This is a genomic window from Roseibium sp. (genome assembly GCF_965233565.1).
Lineage (GTDB): Bacteria > Pseudomonadota > Alphaproteobacteria > Rhizobiales > Stappiaceae > Roseibium.
Window position 1 is genome coordinate 1,502,345 of the sequence record NZ_OZ247494.1, and the last position, 23,732, is coordinate 1,526,076.

Consider the following 23,732-nt stretch of genomic DNA (forward strand, 5'->3'; position numbering starts at 1 on the left):
CGTCAGGCTCCGGCATCCGCGGTCAGATCGAAACTCTCGTCCGGGAAATACTTCTTCAGCCGGATATCCGCGGTGCGCGCATGGCCTTCCATGCCTTCCAGCCTGGAAATCCGGGCCGTGGCTTCGGCAACCGGCTTGGCGGCGTCGCGGGTTGCCCGCTGCCAGGTGACGATCTTCATGTATTTGTGGACCGAAAGCCCGCCGGTATAGGTGGCAGCACCTGACGTCGGCAGCACGTGATTGGGGCCGGATGCCTTGTCGCCGAAGGCAACGGTGGTCTCTTCTCCGAGGAACAGCGAGCCGTAACAGGACAGACGCTCCTTCCACCAGTCGAGATCCTGGGCCTGTACGGTCAGGTGTTCGGGCGCATAGGCATCGGACGTGGCCGCCATTTCCTCGCGCGTGTCGCACAGGATGACTTCGGCATAGTCGCGCCAGGCCGCTGCGGCATTGTCCCGGTTCACCTCCGGCAGATCGTCGATCAGCTTCGGCACCAGTGCCATGACCTCTTCAGCCAGCGCGCGCGTGTCGGTCACCAGCCAGACCGGTGAGTTGTAGCCATGCTCAGCCTGGCCGACGAGGTCGGCAGCCACCACTTCGGCGTCGGCGGACCCGTCCGCCAGGATCAGACTGTCCGTCGGTCCCGCGATCATGTCGATGCCGACGCGGCCGAACAGGATGCGTTTTGCCTCGGCAACGAACTGGTTGCCCGGCCCGACCAGGATGTTGGCCTTGGGCAGGCCGAAGAGACCGAAGGTCATGGCCGCAACGCCCTGGACACCGCCCATGGCGAGGATCTTGTCCGCACCGCAGACCTTGGCGGCATAGATGATGGCCGGGTTGATGCCGATCCCCGGACGGGGCGGCGAACAGGCGATGATGTTCCGGCACCCGGCAACCTTGGCCGTTGTGACGGTCATGATCGCGCTGGCAATATGGCTGTACCGACCGCCCGGAATATAGCATCCGGCCGTATCGACCGGGATGCTCTTCTGGCCGGCAACAAGCCCCGGAATGATCTCGACCTCGACATCCTGGCAGGTTTCCTTCTGTGCCTCGGCAAAGCGCTGCACATTGGCGTGGGCGAATTCAATATCCCGCTTCAGCTTGTCGGGAACCTGCGCCGCGGCAGCCTCAATCGCCGCATCGGAGAGGAGAATGTCGCCCTCGTACTTGTCGAACTTCGCCGCATATTCAAGCGCCGCTTCATCGCCGCCGGCCTCGATCGTATCGAGGATGTCCTGAACGATCTTGGTGGTTTCGGACGCGTCGGTCTTCGAGGTCAGAACCGCTTTCTTCAGATATTCCACAGACATGGTGGGCCCTACTTGTAAATCTCGGGAAGCAGCGTTGTGGAGATCGCCGGCACATAGGCGATCAGCAACGTCACGAGGAGCATGAAAAAGACGAACGGAACGGCGCGGGCGGCGATCTTCAGGATCGACTCCCCGGTCAGTCCCGACACGACGAAGAGGTTGAGACCCAGCGGCGGCGTGATGAACCCGACGCCCAGCGCGGTGATCATCATGATGCAGAACTGGATTTCGTTCATGCCGATATTGTCGGCCAGCGGCTTCAGGATCGGCGCCAGGATCACGATATTCGGCGTGGTCTCCATGACGCAGCCGGCCGCAATCAGGATCAGGATCATCATGAGGATCAGGATCGCCGGTTCCTCGGTGATCGAGGTCAGGGCATAGACGAAGCCTTGCGGCACACCGAGGATCGCCAGCGCCTGTGCCAGCGGCAGGGAGAAGGCAATGATCGGAACGATGACGCCGTTCACCTTGGCCGAGCTGACCAGCATGGCCGGAAAATCCGAGAGTTTCAGTGTCCCCAGGATGAAGCCCATGCCGATCGTGACCACCACGGCCACCGCGCCGGCTTCGGTCGGTGTCAGGCGACCGGAAAAGATGCCGTAGAAGATGATGCCGGGCACGATAAAGGCATACCAGCCGGACTTCAGCGCCTGGCCGAGATTGGCGGCCCACTCGCCGACGGTCATCAGCCCGCCGCCCTCATAGGCATAGATCCGGTTCATGACGATGTTCGTCACCAGGATCGAGATGAGGATCGCAAGCCCCGGGATCACCGCGGCCAGGAACAGGGTCGAAGCGGAAATTCCGAGCACGAGGCCGATGATGATATAGGCGATCGATGGCGGGATCAGGATACCGGTACAGGCCCCCGCGGCGACCAGCGCACAGGCATAGGGACGCGGATAGCCGCTTTCCACGAGCCGCTCGATGGTCATGCGGCCGACCGCTGCAGCGCCTGCCGCATCGGACCCGGAAATGGCGGAGAACATGCCGCAGACCAGGACGGTGGCCGAGCCGAAGCCGCCTTTCGCCCAGCAGGTCAGCGCTTCGGCGACATCCAGGAACTTGCGGCTGAGACCGGTCCGCACCAGAACGTCTCCGGTCAGGATGAACAGCGGCACCGCGGTCAGCGCGAAGTGGTCGATCCCGTGAAAGAGGCTTTCACCGACCAGCGACAGCGGCAGGGCGCCGGAAATCATCAGCATGGCGATGGCAGCCGCGCCGATGGCGGCCCAGACCGGAACGGCCAGCGCCACGAGCAGGACGAAGATCAGGACAGGACCGTAGAACTCCCAACCGAGTTCGACTGTCTGTTGTTGCAATTGTTGCCAGAGCATCTTTGCCTCCCTCAGTCGAACAGCTTGTCGCCTTCGTAGACGGGCCGGCCGTCACGAAAGTCGCGCAGATCGCGCAGGAGAGACTGGGCGAGGCGGAAGAGCACCAGGCCGAAGCCGAAGGGCACCGCCATCAGGAACCAGACCTGGGAAATCCGGAGGCCATGGGTGACCGAGCCGAACTTGGCGGAGACAAGAACCGTTTCCAGAGACCAGTAGAAGGCCACGACCGCGACGGCCGCCATCACCAGATCGCCGAAGATGTAAAGGAGCGCCTTCACCTTGGGACCGACATACTGCATGAGCACGTCGATGCGGATATGGCCGCGTTCCTTGACGGCCGCCGCGGCCCCGACCCAGGCCAGGTAGATGAAGGAATAGCGGACGATCTCTTCACCCCAGATGGACGAATAGGCGAAGACCTCGCGCCGAACCACTTCGACGAACATGGTCAGGACAAGCGTGACGTAGAAGACCAGCAGCAGCCAGCGTTCGCCGTTCCGGTCCAGGGTGTGAAGAATTCTTAACATGGGCACTCCTCTGCCGTTCCCGTCAGATGGTGTCTGACGCGGCGGTCGAGTGATAGGGACATGTGCAAGGATCAATGGCCGGCGCCAGCAGGCGCCGGCCGGAAGAGCGACGTCTTACGCGTCGTGGACGTAGTAGCGGCCCATCGTGTTGGCAGCTTCTTCAAGGCGCCCGAAGGCATCCATGGATCCGGCCAGCTCAACCTTGAACTGGTCCCACTCCTCGCGCTGATAGCCACCGGCGGCTTTCCATTCGGCCAGCTGGTCTTCTGTCAGCGAATGGAATTCCACACCGGACTTGACCAGTTCGGACATGGCGTAGGAGCGCGCGGCCGGCACCTTGGCTAGGTTCTGCTGAGCGGTGATTTCACCCGCAAACTCGATGCCTTCCTGAACGTCGGCCGGCAGGGAGTTAAACCACTCCAGGTTCATGGAATAGACCTGGCTGTCCGGCACCGCCTGGGTGAAGGTGACGTGGCTCAGGATGTCCTTGAAGCCGAAGACGTAAAGCGCGCCGACGGACGGGTCGAGTGCATCGGCAACGCCCTGCTTGATGGCCGAAGGCGTCTCGCCCCAGGCAACCGGCGTCGGGTTGGCGCCGACCATGCGGTAATATTGCTGCAGCATGGCTGAGCCGGGCACACGGAACTTGACGCCGTCGAGATCGGCCGGCGTGATCACCTTGTTGCCGCCCTTGCGCACCGCGACCACGCGCGGGTCGATCACCACATAGAACAGCGCCTTGAAGCCCGAGGCCTCGATCTTCGGATGGACTTCCTTTTTCCAGGCATCCGAGGTCACCAGATTGGTGAACCGCTGATTGGAACCGCAGAAATACGGCATGTTGATCAGATCGACAGCCGAAGCAAAGGGAGCGAAGTTCGACAGGGAATGCTGGGCTGCCTGGATGGTGCCGCCCTGGACAGCCTGGGCCAGCGCACCACCCGCACCAAGCTGACCGCCCGGCGCAAGCTTGACATAGACCTTGCCGTTGGTCGCGTTCTGAATGTTCTCCTTCAGGTCCAGCTGCATGATGGGGTAGCTGCGCGAGGCGCCGAGAATATAGGCGGTCGCAAGCGTCATGGTGTGCGCGGCTGCCTTTTCGCGCTCTCTTTCTTCCTGCGCGGTCTGCGCGACAGCTTCATCCGACCACAAGGTCCCGGCGGCGCCTGCGACCACGGCCGCGGTAAAGCCACCGGCACTGGCCAGCTTCAAGAAATTACGGCGCTCGCGCGACGCGAGGTCTTCTGTCTTCTTCATGATTTCCTCCCTAAAAGTCCGGCATCGGCCGGACTACTTGCCGGAGCGTTCGTTTGCTTCTCTCCTGAGCACTGCCGCCGTGAACATGATGGACACGGCAAACAGCAAGATCATCTCTCCGACATTTCCGAAAAACGGCGTCCCGCCAAAGGAACCGATCGTTACGTTGATCGCGAATACGGCAAATAGAGCGGCCGCCAGAGCCAAAAGCATGATCACCTCCCAACGATCAAATTACCCGGCTGCAGAAAAATGTAAGCGCTTACATTTTAGGATGCAAGCGGAAAAATGGTTCTCCCGAACCGAAAATGCCTGTAAGGCAGTTTGAATGAACTTAAGACCGATCCGCGTTGGCAACGCTCCGACATGATGGAAGACCGACCGAAACCACCGGCGTCGCAGGTGCCGACGCTCGCCGATGTTGCTGTTGCAGCAGGGGTTTCGACGGCCACGGTTTCCAGATGCCTCAATTCTCCGGACCGGGTCACGAAGAAGACATTGCAGATCGTCATGGAGGCGGTCGACCGGCTCGGATATTCGCCGAACTATAGTGCGCGCGCGCTCGCCGCCGGACGCACCAACACCATCGGCGCTATCATTCCGACCATGGAAAACGCGATCTTTGCGCGTGGCATCCAGGCCTTTCAGGAGGAGCTGCAGCAGAACGGCTGCACGCTCCTTGTCGCCAGCTCGTCCTACCGGCCGGACCTGGAGGAGGAGCAGATCAGAACGCTGACCGTGCGCGGCGCGGACGCATTGCTACTGATCGGCTACCAGCGCGACGAACGCGTCTATGAATTTTTGAAAAAACGAAAGATCCCGGCGGTGATGACCTGGGTTGCCGATCCGGAGAAGGACCTTCTGTCTGTCGGGTTCGACAACAAGCAGGCCATGCGCGCGCTTGCCGACATGGTTCTGGAGCACGGGCACCGCTCCATCGCCTGCATTTCCGCCGAAACCGGCGCCAATGATCGTGCGCGGGATCGTGTCCACGGCATTCGCCAGGCCATGGAGGCGGCCGGCCTCGACCCGGCAGACCTGAAAGTCGAAGAGACCCAGTATTCCATTGAGAACGGCGACAGCGCCTTTCGAAAGCTGATGTCCGGTCCCCGGCGACCGACGGCTGTGATGTGCGGCAATGACGTGCTTGCGGTGGGCGCACTGCGGGCCGCAGCCGCCATGAACCTGCGCATTCCCGAAGATGTGTCGATCACCGGCTTCGACGACATCGAATTGGCCAGCGTTGCCCCGGTGCCGCTGACGACGGTCCACGTTCCTCACCGCCGCATGGGCCAATGCGCGGCCCAGACCCTGATGTCGGCGCTGGAAGGCGGCAATCCCGAAAGCATCGCTTTGCCGACCACCATCTGCCTGAGGGAGACGCTCGGCGCTGCGCCGGGACTTGCCAAGCCTGACAGGACAGAACATCGCGTTGAGAAGTGACAGGCAAGCAGAAAGCACACCCGATCGACAGCTGCGGTCAGTCAAAAACCTCCTGGCAACAAACAAGTGAAATGGATCACCCTTGCCAAATCTCTTGCTGCTCGGGGCATTTCACAGCGCCGGTCGGCTTTGCTTCTGGTTGATTGGGCTTCGGCCAGGCAGGGATGCTCAAGATCAGGCTCCATTGACGTAAAAGACTGCCCTGATCCCCTGTTCAACTGACGGCAATCCGCAACAGCCTTTTCAGTGTCAGGGCTCGTGTGGACTATTTGGCAGCACCACGTGGGCAGAGTTCGGAGCAGTTCATCCGGCCTGCTTAAGCGCTTCGGGCCAGTCGACAGCTTCCACGCGCCGCGACTTTCTCGAACAGACTGTCAATGTCGGTGAACAGGCTCCACCGGTCGGACTGCAGCCGGCTTGCCATCTCATCGATAATCCTGAGCTCCAGATCCACTTCTCGCTTTCCTTTCCAGAGCTTGTCTGCAGCAGCGACCAGCAGCTCCTCGAAGGAAACCGGCATGCTGTTGAAACGGGCGTGACTCAGGCAGCACCGCGCCAGTCCTGGATCAACGCCGCCCGCGAGCAACAGCGCCTGACCTGCCGGCTCGTGGAGGTTCCCGGGATGATCGAGCTCTTCCGGGTGGGTTATTTTCCCGGCGTCATGGAGGGCAATCCCGATTTCGACAAACTGACGGTCAAATGGAACCTCCAGATCGGACAGGCCATCGGCGAGTTCCTGGCCCGCCTCCCCCACCAGCGCCACATGTGTAATCAACCGCGCCGGCGCCTTCAGTGACCGCAGGAGTTCCAAAGCCTCGGACGCAGAATTGACTGTCATTCCCATTGGTCTCTTCGGTTTGGCTGCCAGGTCCCTTCGTATGATGTCGCCGTGTCCTGTTGAAGGGGGAGAGTCAAGTTTTTGATTGTTGATGCCCCTCACCACGATTGCCCGGATAGTCGTTTCAACGAACCCTAAAGCTTTGACCTTGTCGTTGAGCTGAACGCCAGCCAATCGACCGGGACGGCCCCGCATTTCCCGCCCCTGTTAGTCGGCATTTGTCCGTGTTTCGGTATCGACGGTCCATGCCCCGCATCGCTGCATAGGACATTGCGCGGAAGAGATGCCGGTGTCGGCCCCGGTAGTCGCGACGCTTGAGCGCATCGGCTCGCCAATCAACATCTGCTTGGCGGACATGTTTGGACAAGCACAGTGACGCGATGACGCTGACATAAAGGTCGAACCTGAGCCATCGTCAGGCGATAGCTGACTTCGTCTGATATTGAAAATGGTGGGCCCGGAGGGAAAAGGCTAAACAGCTGAAAGGATTATATTTTTCAAATAGGTAAGAAATTTATAAGAACCAGCTTGGAGTAGAGTCACACACTCAAACAAAGCTCGCAATCGATTACACGGTCCAGGGACAACTGGAGATCTGTGCATTAGGAGTAACATGCTCCCTTCCCCGCGCGAAGACCATATTGCAGCGCCCACCACATTAGGTGTTCGTAGCTCTCAACGCGTTCTCCGAAACCAGACACTGCTTGAGATCAATACTAATTGCTGAGATACCAACTTCTTTCACGTTCGACTGAGGTCCAACCGAGCGTAGACGGCCCTCTTAGCTGTAATTCGAAGCCTTCAAGCGCATTTCCATTTCGCGTATTTATGTTCATCTGAACAGCACCAGGTATGTCGCAAAAGTCGATATTTTTTTAGTTGTACGCGGACTTTTATACGTATGGGTCGATAGCAATGAGCGAAATTCGAGACAATCCGGAGAATAGAGGCGATGGGTAACCGGCTGCAGAGATGAGTTGTGATACTGCATACAGGAGTGTTGCAAGCGTCCTCCGCTGACACTCAGGACTGAACACCAACGAGTGTAAATGGAAAAACGGTACAATGGACGAAGAACATCGCGATCTTGGCGGTCTCGGGCAATCTGAGTTCGAGAGCTTGTGCAACGACTATCCTGGCGCAGTGGCGAACAAGGCCAACAACGATCGACGCGGTTGGGATTACATCGTCGAATTTCCCTATCCGTCGCACAAACTTCCCCTCGACATGAAACCGTCGCCGCCAGTGGCGGTGGTGCAAGTGAAAGCGACGGAAGGGGAGCCCGTGGTCCAGGTGAAGCTGTCGAACGCCATGCGCTTTGCCAGCCGTCCTGACCCTTGTTTTTATGTTTTGTTTGTTTTTGAACCCGGCAACCGAAAGCCGAAAGCGATGTACGTCCGACACGTGTGGGACGACTTGATCGAACACGCCATCCTGCGTTCCCGCGAGTTGGAAGTAGATGAGCGCATAGACCACCACAAAGCAACTGTAACGATACGGTTCAAAGACGAGCACCGGATCAATGATTCCGATGTGATGTCCGTCCTCCATCGGATCGCCTCAGAGCAAGGAACGGAATATGCGAAGGAGAAAGCCAAGCAGCTCTACTTCTCGGGCGTCGGAGAAGAGGGCTTTGGCCAGTTAGGCCTGCGCTTCCCAGAAGGAGTAACAGAAGAGGACCTTATCGACCTTTCATTAGGCATTAGAAAATCCGTGCCATGCGACGGCACGGTCGCTTACAGTGAACGGTTCGGCATCCGGTTACGCGCACCTATGTTTGATGTTGGACCGGGCCATTTGAGCGTCGATACGAGTTCGCCTACCAGCTCGACGATCGTGTTCTCTGGGCTCCCAGGTGGCGATATAGCTTGCCCGGTGGGCGTGCTCGCACCGCAGTTTTCTTTACAAAATGAAAGCAACCGCCGCATCCGGGTTCGAGGAGTGTTCCTTGATCTCGTCTTCAAGCTCAGCGATTTGACAGCGATCGACACGACCCTGGCACTTCCCGTTGATAGGCAGGCTTCGCTTGATGAACTAGAACAGTATCTTCGGCTGGTTTGTGAAGCAGCTGGCAAGGAGATAGCGTTCCAATTGTGGATTGACTCAAAGCCCGCGCTCTGGGGCAACTTGCGTCTGCCCGCAGACCCCGAAGGAGTACGGAATCGGCAGTCCATCCTGCCTTTTGTGCAGTTGTTGCAACGGTACATGCCAAGAGCAACAGTTCCCGAGGGGTTTGGCTTCTCGCAGACCGAGATCATCGACCACGGTGAGGCGATCCTGGCGTTCCTGCGGTTGACGTTGGAGGAAAAGATCATCGCCACCAGCGGCGCTCCCCAGGAGGTTCGGTTCAGCGAAGGTGATCGAGCGAGTGTATTTTATTCGGCAGCCGTACCGGTTGGTCAGTACGTGATTTGTGCGCAGATGGTACGGCTCGGTGAATTTGGCTCAGCCGGAGTCGAAAGCATTAAGCTGACAATGAGTAAACCAAAGATTTTAGCAGCGCTTGCGTTCGAAGGAACGATAGGGCCGACCGAACTAAAACAGATTCTCCAACTAGACATGCGGAACCGAGGTGAAGTTGTAGAAAAGCCCTACGAAAATATTGAGGATGCAGTCATACTCGACGGCCTGTTTTCGTCGACACCTTCGACGTCGACTTACAGGATAGATGCAAATGACACATCTGTAAGATCGTCATAATTACTGCTTCGCCGAATGTATAACCGATGGCAGGTCGGCGGCCTTCGGCTTCACGTTAGCTATTTTTCAAAACGCAGCTAGTAAGCGCTTTGTGCCCTCAGATCGGTGGTAGAAGTCGAACCTATCGTGTCCTGAAAAGAGAGTGCGCATCCGCCCGTGATCATTACCGCAAAGCTCGTGTGCTTGTAGCGGCACCAAAGGGCGCCAACAGCCTATTTGAAATGAAGCAGGCCAAACAAAGCTATGAATTTCAATAACTTTTTGACTTGAAAAGGAAAAAAGAGAGTGTGGTGGGCCCGGAGGGACTCGAACCCCCAACCAATCCGTTATGAGCGGACGGCTCTAACCAGTTGAGCTACAGGCCCACGGCAGGTTCCAGCGCATGCCGTGCCTGCATAATTCTCCCTATACCATGGCGGGAAAACGGGGCAAGGGATTTGCGGCGGCAAAGACAAAAAGGTCTGGAAAGGCAACCGGGACACGGGGGCCGGCTAGCCGCAAGCGGCAAAAACGGTTCCGTTCCCGGACGCAATCGGTCTAAATGAAAGCCTTGCCCCACGCCTCAAACCGGAGCCGCCATGCGATCCCCGCTTCTGTCCGTCACGCTGAGCGTTCTTCTGGTCTGCATGGTCGGCTGGTTGCTGGTGGTCGGGCGCTCGCTGATCCTGCCATTCGTGATCGCCCTGATCGTCTGGTACATGATCAATTCCCTGGCCCATCTCTTTGCCGCCATCCCCATCGGACGCTGGCGGCTGCCCGGTTTTGTCGCTTTTCCGCTGGCTCTCCTTGCCATTTTTGCCGCGGCCACATTCGTCCTCGATATCGTCACGGTCAATCTGGCTCAGCTTGCCCAGGACGCGCCCACCTATCAGCGGCGCCTGGAGGAGCTCTTTAACCAAGTCTCCAAACACCTGGACCTGAACGACCCGCTCGAACTGAAGGATCTCCTGCCGGATTCCGTCGTGCCGCGCATGGTGACGGCCGGTGCCAGCCTGGTGACGACGCTGGCGGGCTCCGCCAGCCTGGTCTTCATCTATGTGCTGTTCCTGGTCCTGGAACAGTCCACCTTCGACCGGAAATTCGAGCGGCTGTTCGCCACTCCGGAACGGGCCGAAGCCGCCTTTGCCATGCGCGCGGAAATCAACCGCTCGATCATGCACTACTTCTCGATCAAGACGGCCGTCTCGGTGGCGACCGGCGCGCTGACCAGCCTTGTCCTGCTGGCCATAGGCCTGCCCTACGCGGCCCTCTTCGGCTTCATCGCCTTCCTGCTCAATTACATTCCGACCATCGGCTCGCTGATCGGCGTGATTTTCCCGAGCCTGCTCGCCATTGTCTATTACGACACGCTCGGCCCGTTCTTTGCCATCGCCACCGGCCTCGGCCTGATCCAGTTTGCCGTCGGCAATCTCGTGGAACCGCGTCTGATGGGCTCCAACCTCAATCTCTCCGGGCTGGTGATCATGTTGTCGCTGGCCTTCTGGGGTGCGATCTGGGGTGTCGTCGGCATGGTGCTGTGCGTGCCGCTGACCGTGATGATCGTAATCGTCTGTGCCCGGTTCGAAGGCGCCCGCCCGATTGCGGTTCTTCTGTCGGAAACCGGCGACGTCGGGCCGCTGCCGGGAGAAACGCAAAAGGCGTCCTGATCCTTTCAGGACCCGCGTTTGCCAAAGGCCCTGGCCGGTCGTCCTGTCATGATTGGCTGCCGCCGGTCCGGTACAGCCGACCTTGAAGGAGTGTGTGGTGCATCGACCGGAAGCCCGCCTGGACCGGCCGGGTCGGCCGGAACGGCCCGTCCGCGCGGACCGGCACGCCAGAACCCGTGCCCGGCCGCAGGGACCAGCAGGATCGCCAGCCAGGAGACAAACGTTGCAATACGGAAAATAGCGGGCGTGAAGAACTCCGCCTCCGGCGTCACCAACGCGAACACCATGGCATCGAAAAAACCGACCAAGAGCAACGGCACACCATAGGCAAGGGCGAACCACACCGATACGCCCGCATCTTTCAGCCTCAGCATGGCGGCTACGATGCGGGCCACCAGCATCACTGCAAAGAGAGCCAGCACCCACAGGCTGGCATCACCGCGCGCCGCGCTGTGTTCAAGATGCCAGGTCGTCTGCCAGCCGAGAAAAAGATCAATGATCAGGAATACGCCGGCAAGCTCGATCAGGAATATCAGCACGCTCACCAGTAGGAACAAACGCCGGCTCATTCTGGGAAGTGTCATGACAGCCCCTGGAAACATCCACCTGCCAATTTCCTACACGCCGGGATTTAACGAAGCGCTACCCAGAGGTTGAAATTCCTAAACACCGCCCCCATGAAGAGAAGATGGGGTCCGGCTGGGTGAACCGAAGATGAACGCGGCGGTCATGACCGCGCCGCAATCAGTGATGACAGTCCGGCACCGAAATTCAGGTGTTTTTCAAGGAAGAGATCATATGAAAGTCCGCTATTTCCTGCCCGTCCCGCTGCTGCGCAAGGCCGTTCTGGCCGCGGGACTGAGCGCTGCCCTTGTGGGGGCAGCGCCTGCCCTTGCGCAGGACGAGGCTCCGGCATCCGGCACCATCACGATGGAAGGCCGGGGCAGCGTGGCCGTTGCGCCCGACATGGCCGTGATCTCCACAAGCGTGGTGACGACCGGCGAGGACGCTGCGGACGCCTTGTCCGGCAACAGCGCGGCCATCGCCAAGGTCATCGATGCAATCAAGGCCAATGGCATCGAGGCCAAGGATATCCAGACGACCGGTTTCGGCATCTATCCACGCTACGATCACTCCAAGTCTTCCGACCGCCAGCCGGATATCGTCGGTTATGAGATCCGCAATGGTGTTGAAGTCAAGATCCGCGATCTGACCAAGCTCGGTGACCTCCTGACGCTGGTAGTGAACAGTGGCGCGAATGCCGTTGACGGCATCCGCTTTGAAGTCAGCGACCCGGCGGAAAAGCTGGATGAGGCCCGCAAGAAGGCCGTTGACGCAGCCCGGCACAAGGCCGAGGTGTTCGCCGCTGCCGCCGGTGCGGAACTTGGCGGCATTCTGACCATTACCGAAACCGGCGTTCAGATGCCCCGGCCGGTCATGATGCGCGCTGAATCCATGATGTTGGCCAAGGGCAGCCCGGTTCCCGTCGAAGCAGGCGAGGAAACCATCGCCGCCAACGTCACCATCAGCTGGTCGTTGAAGTAAGGACCGGAACGGTCAGGATCCCGTGTCGCCGAGGTCAAGGCTCTCGGCGACAAATCCTTCTTCTGCCCGGAACTGCAGCGGAACCCCGAGACGGCCACTCCAGTCCCGGGCGGTTCTGTCGAAGAAATCCGTCAGCAGCAAGTCCGCATAGGCCTGGCGCCACGCGGCCAGCACCGCAGCATCGGTTCCCTTGGAGACCATCAGGTAGGAGGGCGACCGGCGCACGGTGTGGACCGGCACAACAGCATCCCCGCGCTTGCCCAGCTCCATGAGCACAGCAGAAGCCTGCAGGCGCGAGGTGAACCAGAAATCGACCCGGCCGGCCAGCAACATCCTGGCGGCGGTTGCGTGATCTTCGGTCTCCACTGCCTGGATACCGGCCTCAGCGATCATCTTGATCTGCCAGGAGCCGCGCACCCCCGCCACCGTCAATCCCTTGGAACGGACGTCCTCAAGACTTGCCACGTCAACCTGATTGTCACGCGGCGCCAGCAGGACATGCGACCACATCACGATGGGGCCGATGAAATCAAACCCCATGTCGAGCCGCTCCTGGGTGCGCCCTGCTGTGAACAGCATCACGTTGGGGTTTTGCTGCGCGGTGAGATAACCGCGGGCCCAGGGGATCACCTCGATCGGCGCCGTTTCGCCGACCCGCTCCTTCAGCGCTTCGACCACGGCCACGCTCAGGCCTGTCGGTCGGCCGTCCTCCGACAGGTAGTTGGAGGGAGGCCAGGGAGACGTGATCAGCCGCAACCCTTCCGCCCGAAGCGGTGAAACGCCAAGGCTTAAAACCATCAGGAATTGCCAGAGAAGCACGGCGGCAACAAGCCGAATGCGTAAAATCTCAATCGATGTCAGAACGATGCCGCACCTGTCAGGTGCTTCTTTGATCATTCAAGTCCCGCCCATGTCCTCTTGGTTTCCGGGCCATGGTATGGCCTGCCGGAACCACGCCTTTTCGGCAAACAAACTGACGCAACCAGGTTAACAATTCCAACCAAATGCATGTGAGGCCGCTCCGTATCTTGCGGAGCGGCCACGATTTCGGATCAACAACAGAAAAACGCCGGGAAAGCCTCAGCGATATTTTGCAATGATGGCGTCGAATTCGCCATTGTCCTTCATTTTCTGAAGCTCAGCGCTGAAGGCAGCCACGAACTCTTCCGGAACGCTCGCTTTGGAGAACATGAAGTAGGAGGGATCGGAAGAGATGACGGTTTCAGAGGCAACCACCTTGTCCCCAAGGCCCAGCCTCTTGATTTCAGCGCCGACGACAAATTCCTCCCCAAGGGTCGCATCCACCCTGCCAGCGGCCAGCTTCTTCAGGTTGGATTCCAGACTGTCGGTTTCATCGACCTGGCCCGCATGGGTCTCCTTCAGGGTCATGTAGTCGCCGCCGTAAGCATATTCACGGATGGCTCCGAGCTTGCCGCCTCCTGCGAAGAAGGCCGTCAGGTCGACCGAGGCCGTTTCATTGCCCGGCGCGACAAACAGCAATTGCCGCGCATTGACATAGGGACTGGTGAAATGGGCGTAGCTTTCCCGTTCTTCGGTCTTGGAAACCGGCGAGGCAATATCCACCGAACCGTCCTGAATGCCTTTCAGATGGCGCGCCCAGGGCAGAGCGTCGATTTTCAGACTGCAGCCGAGCTTGCCGAGCACGGCTTCAAGCACTTCCACATCCATGCCGGAGACATCCTTGCCCTCCACCTTCTGATAGGGGCGATAATCACTTGCACCCGCCAGCAATGTGCCGCCGCGCGGGCAGTCCACCGCCTCTGCAACGGTGACTGCTGCAAAAAAGCAGGCCCCGAAGCCTGCCAGAAAACGAAAGGTCCGCACCAACATGATCGCTCTCCTTGCCCTTGCCACGTCGTGGCTCATCTACAAATTCGAAAGATACTGCTTTCAAGGTCAGGAAGACTAAGCAAGAACAATGATTACATTCTTAAAAACAATTTATAGGCAGTATTATCATGGGCAAGAAAACCATGAACTACTTGAATGATACCTGCGGTTAAAAAATAATCCTCCGCAAACGGTGAGATTGCCGTGGCACGAAGCGCGCCACGAAAACCGTCACAGCTTCCGGTACCAGACCTGCATCGGCTTATCTGTTTCGTTCGTGTCGCCGACATCGAGCCAGGGAAAGGTCACGATGACATCCTGCAGTTTTTCGTAGCCGCGTTTCCGCCAGAACGGATCCAGCGGCGCATAATCCGCCGGTTTCAAGGGGTGGTTCTCCGGCCGGATCACCGCACAGAAGACCGCTTCGTCAAAGCCGAGTGAACGCGCATGGGCCTCCCGCTCATCAAAGAAGCGATGCCCGATGCCCTGTCCGCGATAGACCGGATCGAGCACGGATTCGGCCATGTAGAAGATCCGGTCGAGGTTGAACCCGCGGGCTTCGAGTGGTGCGCGAAAGTCTTCCAGTTCCTCGCCCAGCGGTTCGCCGGTTGCCGCCCCGACCAGCCTGTCGCCGTCATAGGCGCCGACGATCACCGCCCCCTCCGTCTCGGCATAGCGCTGCAGGTATTTCGCCTCGTACTCGAGTGTTCCCTCATAAAGGTAGGGCCAGGCACGAAACACGGAGATCCTGAGCCCGGCCAGCGCATCGAGCGCTGCTTTCAGGTCCCCGCCGGTCAGGCGTTTGATTTCAATGGACATGGCTTGGTCCTTCTTGGCCGCAGCTTTCATTTCTCCGTAAGCTTACCCGCAACTGCCGAGGTGTTGCCGGTCTTTGCCGCCTGGCTTCGGCGGGAAACCGTCCGGAACGGCATGCCAGCCAGTCCACCTCTATCCCAGCACAAAAATCTTCCAGGCTCAGTCCCTGGCCTCCAGCCACAGACGGGCCGTCTTCATGTCGCCGGTCACAACGCCTTCCGCCAGTTTCTGCCCGACAACGGCGCCGAACTTGTACCCATGTCCGGAACAGGCGGACACGACGGTGACCTTGTCTTCGCTGACGGCGAAAAAATGCTCGTCGGCGGTGAAGGTATAGGCACAGGTCACGACATCATCGACCCTGTATTCGCCGATCCGGGCAAAGGGCGGCGAGAAATAGTCCCGCAGGGTTTCGCCCTCGCCCGTCCTGGCGACCCGGTCCTGATCCGGAGCTGCCTTGTATTTGTGAATGCCTGCGCCGAATTTCAGGCCGGTGCCGGCAACCGGCGGCAGCACATAACCGTCGATCGGCCCGCCCGGATCGAGGATCGCCGGCGCCCTTTCCCAGGCCGCGCGCAGATCCTCCGGCGGGGTCAGATAGACAACGGCCGTGCGGTAGGTGGTCAGGCTGACATAAAGCTTCGGGAAGAGGCCGAGCGTCCAGGCACCGGCTGTCACGATGACATGCTCTGCGGAAAGCTCTGCCCCATCGGCGAGCGTGACGGTGCCGGCGCTTGCATCGACAGCCGTGACCGGCGTGTTTTCCCGCACATCCGCCCCGGCCTGACGCAACCAGTCGCGCAGGCCGGCGGCAATCTTCTGACACAAAAGCACGCCCCCTTCCGCGCTGGTGGCGCCATAGCGGATCGTTGCCGGATCGACAAAGGGATAGCGGGCTGCGGTCTCTTCCGGTGACAGCTGCTCAAACGGATAGCCGCCCGCACGCAAACCCTCGCGATATTCATCGCCGCCGTCGCCTTCCTGCTGCGACATCAGCAGAAAGCCGGTTTCAGCCAGGTGTTTCTGACCGAGATCGGACCACATTTCATCCCAGGCGGCATAGGCATCGCCGATGCGGCGCTGATACCCGCCCTGACCGCCATAGGCCCGGCGGATGATGCGGTGCTGGTCGCCTGAGGCCGACAGCGGATTGGGGATCGGCCCCTGCTCCAGAAGCGTCACCTCAACGCCCCTCTTGGCAAGGGCCCAGGCGGTGGAAAGGCCGGAAATGCCGGCGCCGACAATCAAAACAGTCATGGGATTCGTCCTGCGGTGTGAACCGGCAGAGTATCGAGGCAAATTTCTTGCGCAAGCCATTGCCTGGGGACAGGCCCATTAATTTGATCGGAATGGCGCGGCAAACGGCGAGGAGCTGCAAGGAGAAACCCGATAAGCGGGCTTCTTGCCCGGCAACGTCGTTGCAACTCATTGAAAACCGGACGGTTTCCTGCAGCTTCGCGCCTCGTATCCGAACAAATTCATCCCTGCCATTTCACTCAAATTCATGGGTCCTGCCCCTAGTCACAAAAGACACATGGCGGATATGTGTTTCCGGTTGCCGCACAAAAGGAAGGCGCTACCTTGCGCAGGGTTAGGGTGACACGGTGCCGAATTCGGCCGTCCGGCAAGAGGAGCCACAATGCAAGATCCTGAAATCTCCCAGGCGGACACCGTGGCCCAGAAGCGTCTGTCCGACTATCCGGACTGGGGCTATCTGCTGCGCGAGATTTACGAAGCCTACAGGTTTCTGTCCTCCGGCGGCAGCGACAAGATCCGCGCTCATCAGCGCGCCGTGCGCGAGGCCATCAGCCGGGTCAGCAGGTCCAAGGCCGAAATCCGGTTCGACGCTCCGGCGCAAAAGCCGGTCACGGCCCATCTGAAACGGGCGCTCGACGAAGGCCGGCTGGAAAGAACTGCGCCGTTGATCCGGGCCGTGGAAAGCATTCAGGACCATCTGATCTGGCAATATGGCTATGAGAAGGTGCCGCGCGGCCTCGACAAGACCTATGCCTATGCGGAGATCTGCGGTCCCAACGGCCCGATCCTGACAACCGAGGTCATCCTGGGCCTGGTGCTGTTCGCGCCCGGCTGCACCTATCCGGCCCATGCCCATAGCGGCATTTCGGAAAGTTATCTGTGCCTGTCGGGGGCGGTCTCTGAAAACCACCAGGGGGTTTATGCGCCCGGCTCGATGATCTTCAACCCGCCTGAACATACCCACCGGATCACGGTCTCCAAGACCGAACCGGCGCTGCTTGCCTATGCCTGGATCGGTCCCCAGGACCGCCTTGCCAACCAGAAGATGGTGTTCAGCCGGAAACGAGGGTGACACGTCTCCTCCGCTCCCATCCCGGCAAACTCTCTGCGTTGTCATCCGGGATGCTGCTTGGCGGAGGTCCGTAACCCAGCACCCCCGGTGCCGGCTGGAAGCGCAAGGGCCTGCGGGTACTGGATCCCGGACTTGGCTTTGCCAATCCGGGATGACAACAGAAATGCATTGCTAGCGTCGTATCGATCTTGTCGCGCGGCTGCCTCGCGTTTGTCATCCCGGACGCAGCGCAGCGGAGATCCGGGACCCAGTAACCCCGGTGCCGGCTAGAAGCGCAAGGGCCTGCGGGTACTGGATCCCGGACTTGGCTTTGCCAATCCGGGATGACAACTGGGGAAGACATGCGCCGAACCCTCAAGGCCGTTCGCTTTGAAAATCCCTTTTCTTCGTCATTACCGGGCCTGCCCCGGCAATCCATGCCGTCGCCTCTCGGCGGGTAAATCCATCACTTGAGGCAAGGGCATGGATGCCATGGTCGCGCCATGGCATGACGAAAAAACGGAAACTTTGCCCCCATCCGCCAGCGCGCTCCCGCCCCGGCAGGCCTTCACATTGTCATCCCGGACGCAGCGCAGCGGAGGTCCGGGACCCAGTAACCCCGGTGCCGGCTGGAAGCGCAAAGGCCTGCGGGTACCGGATCCCGGATTTGGCCTTGCCAACTCCGAGAGGACAAGCGGGAAAGGAAGCCGCCCTAGGCCGCGACCTCGTCCGCGCCGATAATCTTGCGGCTGATGGTGACGTCCGCCTTGTCGAGGCGGCCGTCGGGGCTGATCCAGGCGGGCTCGCCTATCAGTTTCTCGCAGGAAATACCAAGATCCGGGAAGGTGAGACCCATGGAATGGGCGACAGCGACGCGGTCGCCCGGCTTGGGGTTGAGCCCGCAGCAGACATCCCGCGTGCCCATTTTCAGATGATGGGCAATATCCCACTCCAGAACCACGCCGTCATGCCGTGTCACCACCCAGCAATGCATGTCGCTGCAGCAGCCGTTTTTCTCTTCCGGAAAGAAATAGCCGGTGACATAGCCTGCCTCGAACCCCGCCGCCCGCAAGGACGCGATCAGGTAGGTGTTGATGTCGACGCACGACCCTTCGGTCAGGCCGCAGGCCAGATAGGGGATTTCCTTGCAGCCGTCGTTGAACCGCACCTCGGGATGCGCATAGCGGAATTTCTCCGCCGCCGCGTTGACCAGAGCCTGGATGCTTGCGTGCCCATCGGGCTGCGCGTCGGCGATGTTGATTGCATCGAAGACAAGATCCCGGGCGGCCTGCGTGAACCTGTTCCGGTGCGGGGTAAACAGCCCATCCGGATAGCCCGGCCCGCCGCCCAGATAGCTGTAGCTGACCTCAACCGTAGCGCCGGGCTCCGGCGTCACGAGGGCTGCCATCTGGCCGGTGGTGCTCTCGCCCGTCAGGGTCATGCTGCCACCGGCAATCTCGAACCCGGCCGGCAACTGGTACGGTGTCGGCAGGCCGATCGGGATCAGCAGTTTGCGGTTTGCGTCCGCCTCGGGAGCAACGGCAACGGAAACAAGGGTGCGCATCATCATGGTCCTCAGATCACCATTTGGAAAATCAGGCCGGACAGAACGGCCCCGACAAATCCAAGCCCCAGATAGGTCGCAAAGACCTGCGGTTTGACCAGCGACCAGACCGCCGCCATGGCGGGAATGGAGCTGACCGCACCGGCAATCATGAAGGCCATGGCCGCACCGGCGCTCATGCCCTGGTCCATCAGGCCGGCCAGAAGCGGCGGCGCCACATAGGAGTTGAGATAGGCGGGCATGCCGACAAGCGCGGAAATCACGATGGAGCCGAGCCCTTCGCCGCCGACGACACCGGCAATCAGATCCGCCGGAACATAAGTTACCAGCGCCGCTTCCAGCACATAGGCGAGGGCCAGCCATTTCACCAGAAAGAGCGCATTGGTCTTGAGCTCTTCCCCGAACCGTTCCTTACGCTCGGTTTCACGCCAGAACTGCCAGACGGGCCGGCCGGTTTTCGGCGACGCACCACAGCCGCAGCCACCAACGGAAGAGCCGATCTTGACCGGGTTCGCAAAGACACCCGTGCGCAGCAGCAGCGAGACCAGGAACCCGCCAAAGAGACCGAGGGCGACGGCAAACACCGCCTTGCCGATGGCAAAGGGCCAGCCCAGCGCACCGGCCGTGATCAGCAATGTCGGCGGATCGATCAGCGGGGAAGACAGCCAGAAGGCCATGATGGCGGAGAGCGGCGCCCCGACCGCCAGAAGACCGGCAATGAAGGGGATGACTTCGCAGGAGCAGAAAGGCGCAAGGCCGCCGAAGAGCGCAGCCAGGAAGATCGCCTGGGTCTCGCGCCCTTCGAAAGCCTTGCCGACATAAGCTTCCGCTCCGGCCGCCTTCAGCCATGCGATCAGCGCAACCGCAAAGGCGATATAGGGCAAGGTGCCGCCGAAGGCCTGAACGGCAAAGCTGACAAAGGGAATGAACTGCGCCTGATCGAGCAAAAGAACCAGAAGCGGCCCCGCAACAACGATCGCCCAGGTCGACAGAAGATATTTTCGGCCCGGGAAGGACTTGAAGGTCCATCTGGGTTTGGCGTCCGCGCCGGTCGACGGCGTCGATGCGCAGCAGCTGCTCGATGCGGATTTCTCCGCAAGCTCGATGGTCTCCACCGTATCAGTCATGGATCAGTTCTCTTTCCTGCAACGGGTCGGCGCAGCCGTTCTCGTCGGAACAGCATTCTTTCAGGATGTATCCGGCCAGGTTTTCCAGGTGATCGAACGCGGCCCGGTTGATCACCGAACGGCCGTCCTTTTCCTGATTGACCAGTCCGGCGGAAGAGAGAAACTTCAGGTGATGGGCCAGCGTCGACGCGGCCATGCCGGTCCGGGACTGGATGTCCCCCACCGTCAACCCCGTCTTGCCGGCCTTGACCAAAGTCAGCACCACCTGCAATCGCGCTTCAGAACCAAGGGCCGCAAAGCCCTGGGCTGCCACTTCCGGATCCATCGTCGCCTCACTCAATATAACCATATTTCTAGTTATATAGTTTTTTAAGCGCCTGTCAACAAAGCCGGACCTGCGATTTTAGCAGATCCGGCTTGCAGGATGTCAAAGAGAGTTGGGAGCTAGGGTCAGGCGTGGGCGGCGAGGAGCTCCGTTACCTGATCCATCAGCTCAGCGGTGCGCGCGTCATTCAGCCCACCTGGATGCGGATCGGAAAAACGGCCGCTGTCATTGTCGAAATAAAGGCCGTTCGCCGAGGCAAATTCCTCGGAGACCGCCGCCCGCACCAGAACATCCGCGCCGATGCCAAGATCGTTGCCGGCAATGCCGAAGCCTTGCTTGACCATCTTGCTGGCCAGAAGCGAGCCCGGATTGACCGCAACGATCAGCGGTCCCTTGCCCGCAAGGTCCTGTGCCAGATGCCGCGTCCACATGGTCAGTGCCAGCTTGCTCTGGGCATAGGCATCCATGGCGGAAAGCTGTTTCTTGCCGGCGAGCGCAGCTGGATCGACCGGGGCCTGTGCCGCGGAGGAAAGATTGACCACCCGGCCGCCCGGTCCCATCAACGGCAGCAGTTTCTGCGTCAACAGGACCGGCGCCAGCAGATTGACGACGAAACGGATATCAAGGCCTGCCGGCGTCATCTCCACCGGGCTTTTCAGGATACCGGCATTGTTGATCACAACATCCAGCCGCTCATGCGTCGATGCAATTTCGCTGCCCATGCGGGCAACGTCGGCAAGATCGGAAAAGTCCGCCAGCCAGGTCTCCACCTCGCCCGCGCCGGGTTCTGCACCGACGCGCGCCTTGGCTGCCGCGAGCTTGTCCGGATTGCGGCCGTGCAGCAGCAGCGTGTGGCCGGCCGCGCTCAGTTTGCAGGCGGTTTCCAGACCGATGCCGTCGGTTGCGCCGGTGATCAAAATGGTCTTGCTCATGGTCTTACCTGTCCCTCGTTTCATGGGCCGGGAACTCCGCCAGAAGCGCGTCGGCCAGTTTTTTAAGTGTGTCTTCTACGTCCGGCTGGTTGAAGCGCAAATTGAGCGCAACGTGGTTGACGCCAATCTCCTGCAGCACCGCCAGATAGGATTTGAGATGATCGACCCCGAGCCGGAAGCCCAGATGGATCGGTCTTGGCGGCGCATCCGGCTCCGGGGCAAGATCGACATAGAGCGGCTGCATCACCGGCTTGTCGAACCCGCCCTGCGCCAGAACGCGGGACCGCCAGTCGGACACCACCTTCTCCTGCAGCGTGAAGGGCCGCGGATAGGTCATCCAGCCATCGCCATGGGCCGCAGCCCAGTCCGGTGCCTGTTGGCTGCCACCGGTGATCAGCATCGGCAGTTTGCCGGCGACCGGCTTCGGCAGCATGTCCATGCCACCGCCCGGGCTGCCATAGGAATTGAAGATGGACCCGGCATCTGTTGCCATCTCGCGGATATAGTCAAAGCTGTCGCGGAACCGCGCGCCCCGGTTTTCAAACGGCAGGTTCAGCGCCGGAAATTCTTCCGGCCGGTCGCCCGAGGCAACGCCCAGAATAAGCCGCCCCCCCGACAGCACATCCGCACTTGCCGCCGCCTTGGCGACATGAGCAGGATGGCGAAGCGGCAGGACGATGCTGGCAACGCCCAGAGCGATGCGGGTCGTTGCCGCCGACAGGAACCCAAGATAGGTGAATGGATCGAAAGTCTGCCCGGCATCACCGAAAGACGGCACGTTGAAAGGAACGTCACGCAGCCAGACCGCCGCAAAGCCGAGCTCATCAGCGAGCTTCACACGCTCCAGATGGCGCTCCAGCTGCGGCACCGGGCCATATGGATAGCTCTCCAGCGGCGCTACCAGCCCGACACTCAAACGGCCCTGCCGGAACACCCGGTCAAAGCCCTTGTTGAGGGGCTGAAAGCCGGTCTCTGAAACACGATCAAGCATGACGTCCTTCTCCCTTTCCTAGCGCGCGTAGCGAACCAGTGTCCGGCTCTCCAGGCTCATTCTGGGAACGCTTGCGTGCCCGTCGGTGTCCAGATCAAGGGCGCTGTGGGCGATCGAGGCAAGGCCCCGATTGTCGTAGATATTGAAAATCGCGGCTTCGTCCGGTGTCATCGCAGACAGGTAGACCCAGTCATGCGCGCCCTGGTGAACCAGTCCCATGATCTGGCCGATGCGGTCGGGATAGACCAGATCGAGCGTGACCCAGTCGGCATCTTCAACAGAGCCGGGCAGGACAAAGCCCAGCGGCGCACTGGCGATCGGGTGCCGGATCGGACGCCAGACATTGACGAAGCCGAAATGCCCCTCGCGCCAGTCCGCAGCGCCGGTATCGCCAAGCAGGTCCTGCAGGCGTTGCTGCGCCCCCGCTTCGCTGTAGTCACTGTGAACATTGCGCGCCGGTTTGCGGTCGGACGTCGGATCGTCAATGCGCACCGTGTGATCGAAGATGACCACGTCCTGCGCGCCGATCTCCTCTGTCAGAAGCTCCGCAAGCTGCCGGTCATAGGCCTTTTGCCAGGCGTTGTCGTCGCCATAGATCGTCTCATCGCTCGGGCGTTTCACAAAGGCCAGGCTGTCCCGGTCGAACCGGACGCGATCTTCCTGTCCCCGCAGATCGCGCACGGACACTGTCTGACGGTCCTGTACCGGCGGCACCAGCTTGCCCGTCACACCGCCCGCATCAATCAGATAGGCTTGAGGGTCCGGGCTGTGGACATGATAGTTGACGTTGGCTGCAATCTGCATGGGATGTCATCTCCGATCAGAGCGTTGGCAAAGGACTGTGCAAGCGGCGCTCAGGCCAGATCGTCCTTGCCTTCGATCAGGAAGTGAAAACTGTTGGAGCCCTTGGTGCGGGCCGCAAGATGCGGGGCATAGTCCGCGTCTTTCATGAACCCTTCCGCGGCTTCTTTGGATGGCCATTCAATGACGATGCGCAAAGCGGCGCTGCTCTCTTCGCCTTCCAGCTGGCTGTGGCTTGCGGTTCTGGCCAGATATTTGCCGCCATACTGGGCGACCAGCCTGTTGGCCGGGCCGATATAGTCCGGGATCCAGTCTTCGGAAGTCGGGGTGACGGCAAGGACGGAATAATAGGCCATTGGGCGGCTCCTCTTGATCTGTCTTGTCTCTCTTTCAGGACCACCCCTA

The 23,732-nt window shown here is 60.3% G+C and carries 23 protein-coding genes and 1 tRNA gene; 5 read left to right on the forward strand and 19 right to left on the reverse strand.

Features of this window, described 5'->3' with window-relative positions:
• Positions 1 to 2 precede the first annotated feature (2 nt).
• The 5 genes from hisD to ACO6TG_RS07155 form a co-directional block, all read right to left on the reverse strand.
• Positions 3 to 1,316: a histidinol dehydrogenase gene (gene hisD, locus ACO6TG_RS07135; RefSeq protein ID WP_422377535.1), complete on the reverse strand. Its 1,314-nt coding sequence runs from the start codon at positions 1,314 to 1,316 to the stop codon at positions 3 to 5.
• Between the two features lie 8 nt (positions 1,317 to 1,324).
• A complete protein-coding gene (locus ACO6TG_RS07140) occupies positions 1,325 to 2,656 on the reverse strand; it encodes a TRAP transporter large permease (RefSeq protein WP_422377536.1) in 1,332 nt (443 codons plus the stop codon).
• A gap of 11 nt (positions 2,657 to 2,667) precedes the next feature.
• Complete coding sequence (locus ACO6TG_RS07145) at positions 2,668 to 3,183, reverse strand: TRAP transporter small permease (RefSeq protein ID WP_422377537.1); 516 nt, start codon at positions 3,181 to 3,183, stop codon at positions 2,668 to 2,670.
• A gap of 114 nt (positions 3,184 to 3,297) precedes the next feature.
• Entirely contained in the window at positions 3,298 to 4,440 is a 1,143-nt protein-coding gene (locus ACO6TG_RS07150; RefSeq protein ID WP_094071807.1) for a TRAP transporter substrate-binding protein, read from the reverse strand.
• Between the two features lie 33 nt (positions 4,441 to 4,473).
• The gene (locus ACO6TG_RS07155; protein ID WP_422377538.1) at positions 4,474 to 4,653 is read right to left on the reverse strand and encodes a hypothetical protein; all 180 of its coding nucleotides are present in this window, start codon (positions 4,651 to 4,653) and stop codon (positions 4,474 to 4,476) included.
• 111 nt (positions 4,654 to 4,764) lie between these two features.
• On the opposite strand from ACO6TG_RS07155, the gene ACO6TG_RS07160 reads away from it, so the two are divergent.
• On the forward strand, positions 4,765 to 5,883 hold the full coding sequence (locus tag ACO6TG_RS07160) for a LacI family DNA-binding transcriptional regulator (RefSeq protein ID WP_422377539.1): 1,119 nt from the start codon (positions 4,765 to 4,767) through the stop codon (positions 5,881 to 5,883).
• A gap of 316 nt (positions 5,884 to 6,199) precedes the next feature.
• On the opposite strand, the gene ACO6TG_RS07165 is transcribed toward ACO6TG_RS07160, so the two are convergent.
• Positions 6,200 to 6,916: an HD domain-containing protein gene (locus tag ACO6TG_RS07165; protein ID WP_422377540.1), complete on the reverse strand. Its 717-nt coding sequence runs from the start codon at positions 6,914 to 6,916 to the stop codon at positions 6,200 to 6,202.
• Between the two features lie 870 nt (positions 6,917 to 7,786).
• Between ACO6TG_RS07165 and ACO6TG_RS07170 the strand changes: the two genes are divergently transcribed.
• The gene (locus ACO6TG_RS07170) at positions 7,787 to 9,421 is read left to right on the forward strand and encodes a hypothetical protein (RefSeq protein WP_422377541.1); all 1,635 of its coding nucleotides are present in this window, start codon (positions 7,787 to 7,789) and stop codon (positions 9,419 to 9,421) included.
• A 288-nt stretch (positions 9,422 to 9,709) separates the two neighbouring features.
• Here ACO6TG_RS07170 and ACO6TG_RS07175 read toward each other — a convergent pair.
• Positions 9,710 to 9,786 (reverse strand) — tRNA-Ile (locus tag ACO6TG_RS07175).
• Between the two features lie 213 nt (positions 9,787 to 9,999).
• Here ACO6TG_RS07175 and ACO6TG_RS07180 point away from each other — a divergent pair.
• Entirely contained in the window at positions 10,000 to 11,067 is a 1,068-nt protein-coding gene (locus ACO6TG_RS07180; protein WP_422377542.1) for an AI-2E family transporter, read from the forward strand.
• 5 nt (positions 11,068 to 11,072) lie between these two features.
• On the opposite strand, the gene ACO6TG_RS07185 is transcribed toward ACO6TG_RS07180, so the two are convergent.
• Positions 11,073 to 11,651 carry a hypothetical protein gene (locus ACO6TG_RS07185; RefSeq protein ID WP_422377543.1) on the reverse strand — a complete coding sequence of 193 codons (579 nt, stop codon included), beginning with the start codon at positions 11,649 to 11,651 and terminating at the stop codon, positions 11,073 to 11,075.
• 214 nt (positions 11,652 to 11,865) lie between these two features.
• Between ACO6TG_RS07185 and ACO6TG_RS07190 the strand changes: the two genes are divergently transcribed.
• A complete protein-coding gene (locus ACO6TG_RS07190; RefSeq protein WP_422377544.1) occupies positions 11,866 to 12,612 on the forward strand; it encodes an SIMPL domain-containing protein in 747 nt (248 codons plus the stop codon).
• Between the two features lie 12 nt (positions 12,613 to 12,624).
• Here the strand turns inward: ACO6TG_RS07190 and ACO6TG_RS07195 are convergent, their stop codons facing one another.
• The 4 genes from ACO6TG_RS07195 to ACO6TG_RS07210 all read right to left on the reverse strand — a co-directional run bounded on the left by ACO6TG_RS07195 (position 12,625) and on the right by ACO6TG_RS07210 (position 16,536).
• Positions 12,625 to 13,509, reverse strand: coding sequence for a substrate-binding periplasmic protein (locus ACO6TG_RS07195; RefSeq protein WP_422377545.1), 885 nt, complete (start codon positions 13,507 to 13,509; stop codon positions 12,625 to 12,627).
• A 183-nt stretch (positions 13,510 to 13,692) separates the two neighbouring features.
• A complete protein-coding gene (locus ACO6TG_RS07200; RefSeq protein WP_422377546.1) occupies positions 13,693 to 14,463 on the reverse strand; it encodes a substrate-binding periplasmic protein in 771 nt (256 codons plus the stop codon).
• 231 nt (positions 14,464 to 14,694) lie between these two features.
• Complete coding sequence (locus tag ACO6TG_RS07205; RefSeq protein WP_422377547.1) at positions 14,695 to 15,282, reverse strand: GNAT family N-acetyltransferase; 588 nt, start codon at positions 15,280 to 15,282, stop codon at positions 14,695 to 14,697.
• 156 nt (positions 15,283 to 15,438) lie between these two features.
• Positions 15,439 to 16,536 carry an NAD(P)/FAD-dependent oxidoreductase gene (locus ACO6TG_RS07210; protein WP_422377548.1) on the reverse strand — a complete coding sequence of 366 codons (1,098 nt, stop codon included), beginning with the start codon at positions 16,534 to 16,536 and terminating at the stop codon, positions 15,439 to 15,441.
• A gap of 382 nt (positions 16,537 to 16,918) precedes the next feature.
• Between ACO6TG_RS07210 and ACO6TG_RS07215 the strand changes: the two genes are divergently transcribed.
• Entirely contained in the window at positions 16,919 to 17,608 is a 690-nt protein-coding gene (locus ACO6TG_RS07215; RefSeq protein WP_422377549.1) for a dimethylsulfonioproprionate lyase family protein, read from the forward strand.
• A gap of 691 nt (positions 17,609 to 18,299) precedes the next feature.
• On the opposite strand, the gene ACO6TG_RS07220 is transcribed toward ACO6TG_RS07215, so the two are convergent.
• The 7 genes from ACO6TG_RS07220 to ACO6TG_RS07250 form a co-directional block, all read right to left on the reverse strand.
• Positions 18,300 to 19,151 (reverse strand): transglutaminase domain-containing protein, encoded by an 852-nt coding sequence (locus ACO6TG_RS07220; RefSeq protein ID WP_422377550.1) that lies wholly within the window; start codon positions 19,149 to 19,151, stop codon positions 18,300 to 18,302.
• Between the two features lie 11 nt (positions 19,152 to 19,162).
• Positions 19,163 to 20,278 (reverse strand): permease, encoded by a 1,116-nt coding sequence (locus ACO6TG_RS07225; RefSeq protein WP_422377551.1) that lies wholly within the window; start codon positions 20,276 to 20,278, stop codon positions 19,163 to 19,165.
• Positions 20,271 to 20,627 (reverse strand): ArsR/SmtB family transcription factor, encoded by a 357-nt coding sequence (locus tag ACO6TG_RS07230; protein WP_422377552.1) that lies wholly within the window; start codon positions 20,625 to 20,627, stop codon positions 20,271 to 20,273. The genes ACO6TG_RS07225 and ACO6TG_RS07230 overlap by 8 nt, the downstream gene beginning before the upstream one ends.
• Before the next feature lie 101 nt (positions 20,628 to 20,728).
• On the reverse strand, positions 20,729 to 21,535 hold the full coding sequence (locus tag ACO6TG_RS07235; protein WP_422377553.1) for an SDR family NAD(P)-dependent oxidoreductase: 807 nt from the start codon (positions 21,533 to 21,535) through the stop codon (positions 20,729 to 20,731).
• A gap of 4 nt (positions 21,536 to 21,539) precedes the next feature.
• Positions 21,540 to 22,526 carry an LLM class oxidoreductase gene (locus ACO6TG_RS07240; RefSeq protein WP_422377554.1) on the reverse strand — a complete coding sequence of 329 codons (987 nt, stop codon included), beginning with the start codon at positions 22,524 to 22,526 and terminating at the stop codon, positions 21,540 to 21,542.
• Between the two features lie 18 nt (positions 22,527 to 22,544).
• Entirely contained in the window at positions 22,545 to 23,330 is a 786-nt protein-coding gene (locus ACO6TG_RS07245; protein WP_422377555.1) for a CmcJ/NvfI family oxidoreductase, read from the reverse strand.
• A gap of 50 nt (positions 23,331 to 23,380) precedes the next feature.
• Entirely contained in the window at positions 23,381 to 23,683 is a 303-nt protein-coding gene (locus ACO6TG_RS07250) for a DUF1330 domain-containing protein (RefSeq protein ID WP_422377556.1), read from the reverse strand.
• Positions 23,684 to 23,732 lie beyond the last annotated feature (49 nt).

Bases quoted from the DNA above. Each gene is read 5' to 3' on its own strand.
- ACO6TG_RS07220 (WP_422377550.1), bottom strand. From the start codon at position 19,151: ATGCGCACCCTTGTTTCCGTTGCCGTTGCTCCCGAGGCGGACGCAAAC.
- ACO6TG_RS07145 (WP_422377537.1), bottom strand. From the start codon at position 3,183: ATGTTAAGAATTCTTCACACCCTGGACCGGAACGGCGAACGCTGGCTG.
- ACO6TG_RS07235 (WP_422377553.1), bottom strand. From the start codon at position 21,535: ATGAGCAAGACCATTTTGATCACCGGCGCAACCGACGGCATCGGTCTG.
- ACO6TG_RS07215 (WP_422377549.1), top strand. From the start codon at position 16,919: ATGCAAGATCCTGAAATCTCCCAGGCGGACACCGTGGCCCAGAAGCGT.
- ACO6TG_RS07245 (WP_422377555.1), bottom strand. From the start codon at position 23,330: ATGCAGATTGCAGCCAACGTCAACTATCATGTCCACAGCCCGGACCCT.
- ACO6TG_RS07195 (WP_422377545.1), bottom strand. From the start codon at position 13,509: ATGATCAAAGAAGCACCTGACAGGTGCGGCATCGTTCTGACATCGATT.
- ACO6TG_RS07180 (WP_422377542.1), top strand. From the start codon at position 10,000: ATGCGATCCCCGCTTCTGTCCGTCACGCTGAGCGTTCTTCTGGTCTGC.
- ACO6TG_RS07150 (WP_094071807.1), bottom strand. From the start codon at position 4,440: ATGAAGAAGACAGAAGACCTCGCGTCGCGCGAGCGCCGTAATTTCTTG.
- ACO6TG_RS07190 (WP_422377544.1), top strand. From the start codon at position 11,866: ATGAAAGTCCGCTATTTCCTGCCCGTCCCGCTGCTGCGCAAGGCCGTT.
- ACO6TG_RS07140 (WP_422377536.1), bottom strand. From the start codon at position 2,656: ATGCTCTGGCAACAATTGCAACAACAGACAGTCGAACTCGGTTGGGAG.
- ACO6TG_RS07240 (WP_422377554.1), bottom strand. From the start codon at position 22,526: ATGCTTGATCGTGTTTCAGAGACCGGCTTTCAGCCCCTCAACAAGGGC.
- ACO6TG_RS07225 (WP_422377551.1), bottom strand. From the start codon at position 20,278: ATGACTGATACGGTGGAGACCATCGAGCTTGCGGAGAAATCCGCATCG.
- ACO6TG_RS07210 (WP_422377548.1), bottom strand. From the start codon at position 16,536: ATGACTGTTTTGATTGTCGGCGCCGGCATTTCCGGCCTTTCCACCGCC.
- hisD (WP_422377535.1), bottom strand. From the start codon at position 1,316: ATGTCTGTGGAATATCTGAAGAAAGCGGTTCTGACCTCGAAGACCGAC.
- ACO6TG_RS07205 (WP_422377547.1), bottom strand. From the start codon at position 15,282: ATGTCCATTGAAATCAAACGCCTGACCGGCGGGGACCTGAAAGCAGCG.
- ACO6TG_RS07155 (WP_422377538.1), bottom strand. From the start codon at position 4,653: ATGCTTTTGGCTCTGGCGGCCGCTCTATTTGCCGTATTCGCGATCAAC.
- ACO6TG_RS07170 (WP_422377541.1), top strand. From the start codon at position 7,787: ATGGACGAAGAACATCGCGATCTTGGCGGTCTCGGGCAATCTGAGTTC.
- ACO6TG_RS07200 (WP_422377546.1), bottom strand. From the start codon at position 14,463: ATGTTGGTGCGGACCTTTCGTTTTCTGGCAGGCTTCGGGGCCTGCTTT.
- ACO6TG_RS07165 (WP_422377540.1), bottom strand. From the start codon at position 6,916: ATGCGGGGCCGTCCCGGTCGATTGGCTGGCGTTCAGCTCAACGACAAG.
- ACO6TG_RS07250 (WP_422377556.1), bottom strand. From the start codon at position 23,683: ATGGCCTATTATTCCGTCCTTGCCGTCACCCCGACTTCCGAAGACTGG.
- ACO6TG_RS07185 (WP_422377543.1), bottom strand. From the start codon at position 11,651: ATGACACTTCCCAGAATGAGCCGGCGTTTGTTCCTACTGGTGAGCGTG.
- ACO6TG_RS07230 (WP_422377552.1), bottom strand. From the start codon at position 20,627: ATGGTTATATTGAGTGAGGCGACGATGGATCCGGAAGTGGCAGCCCAG.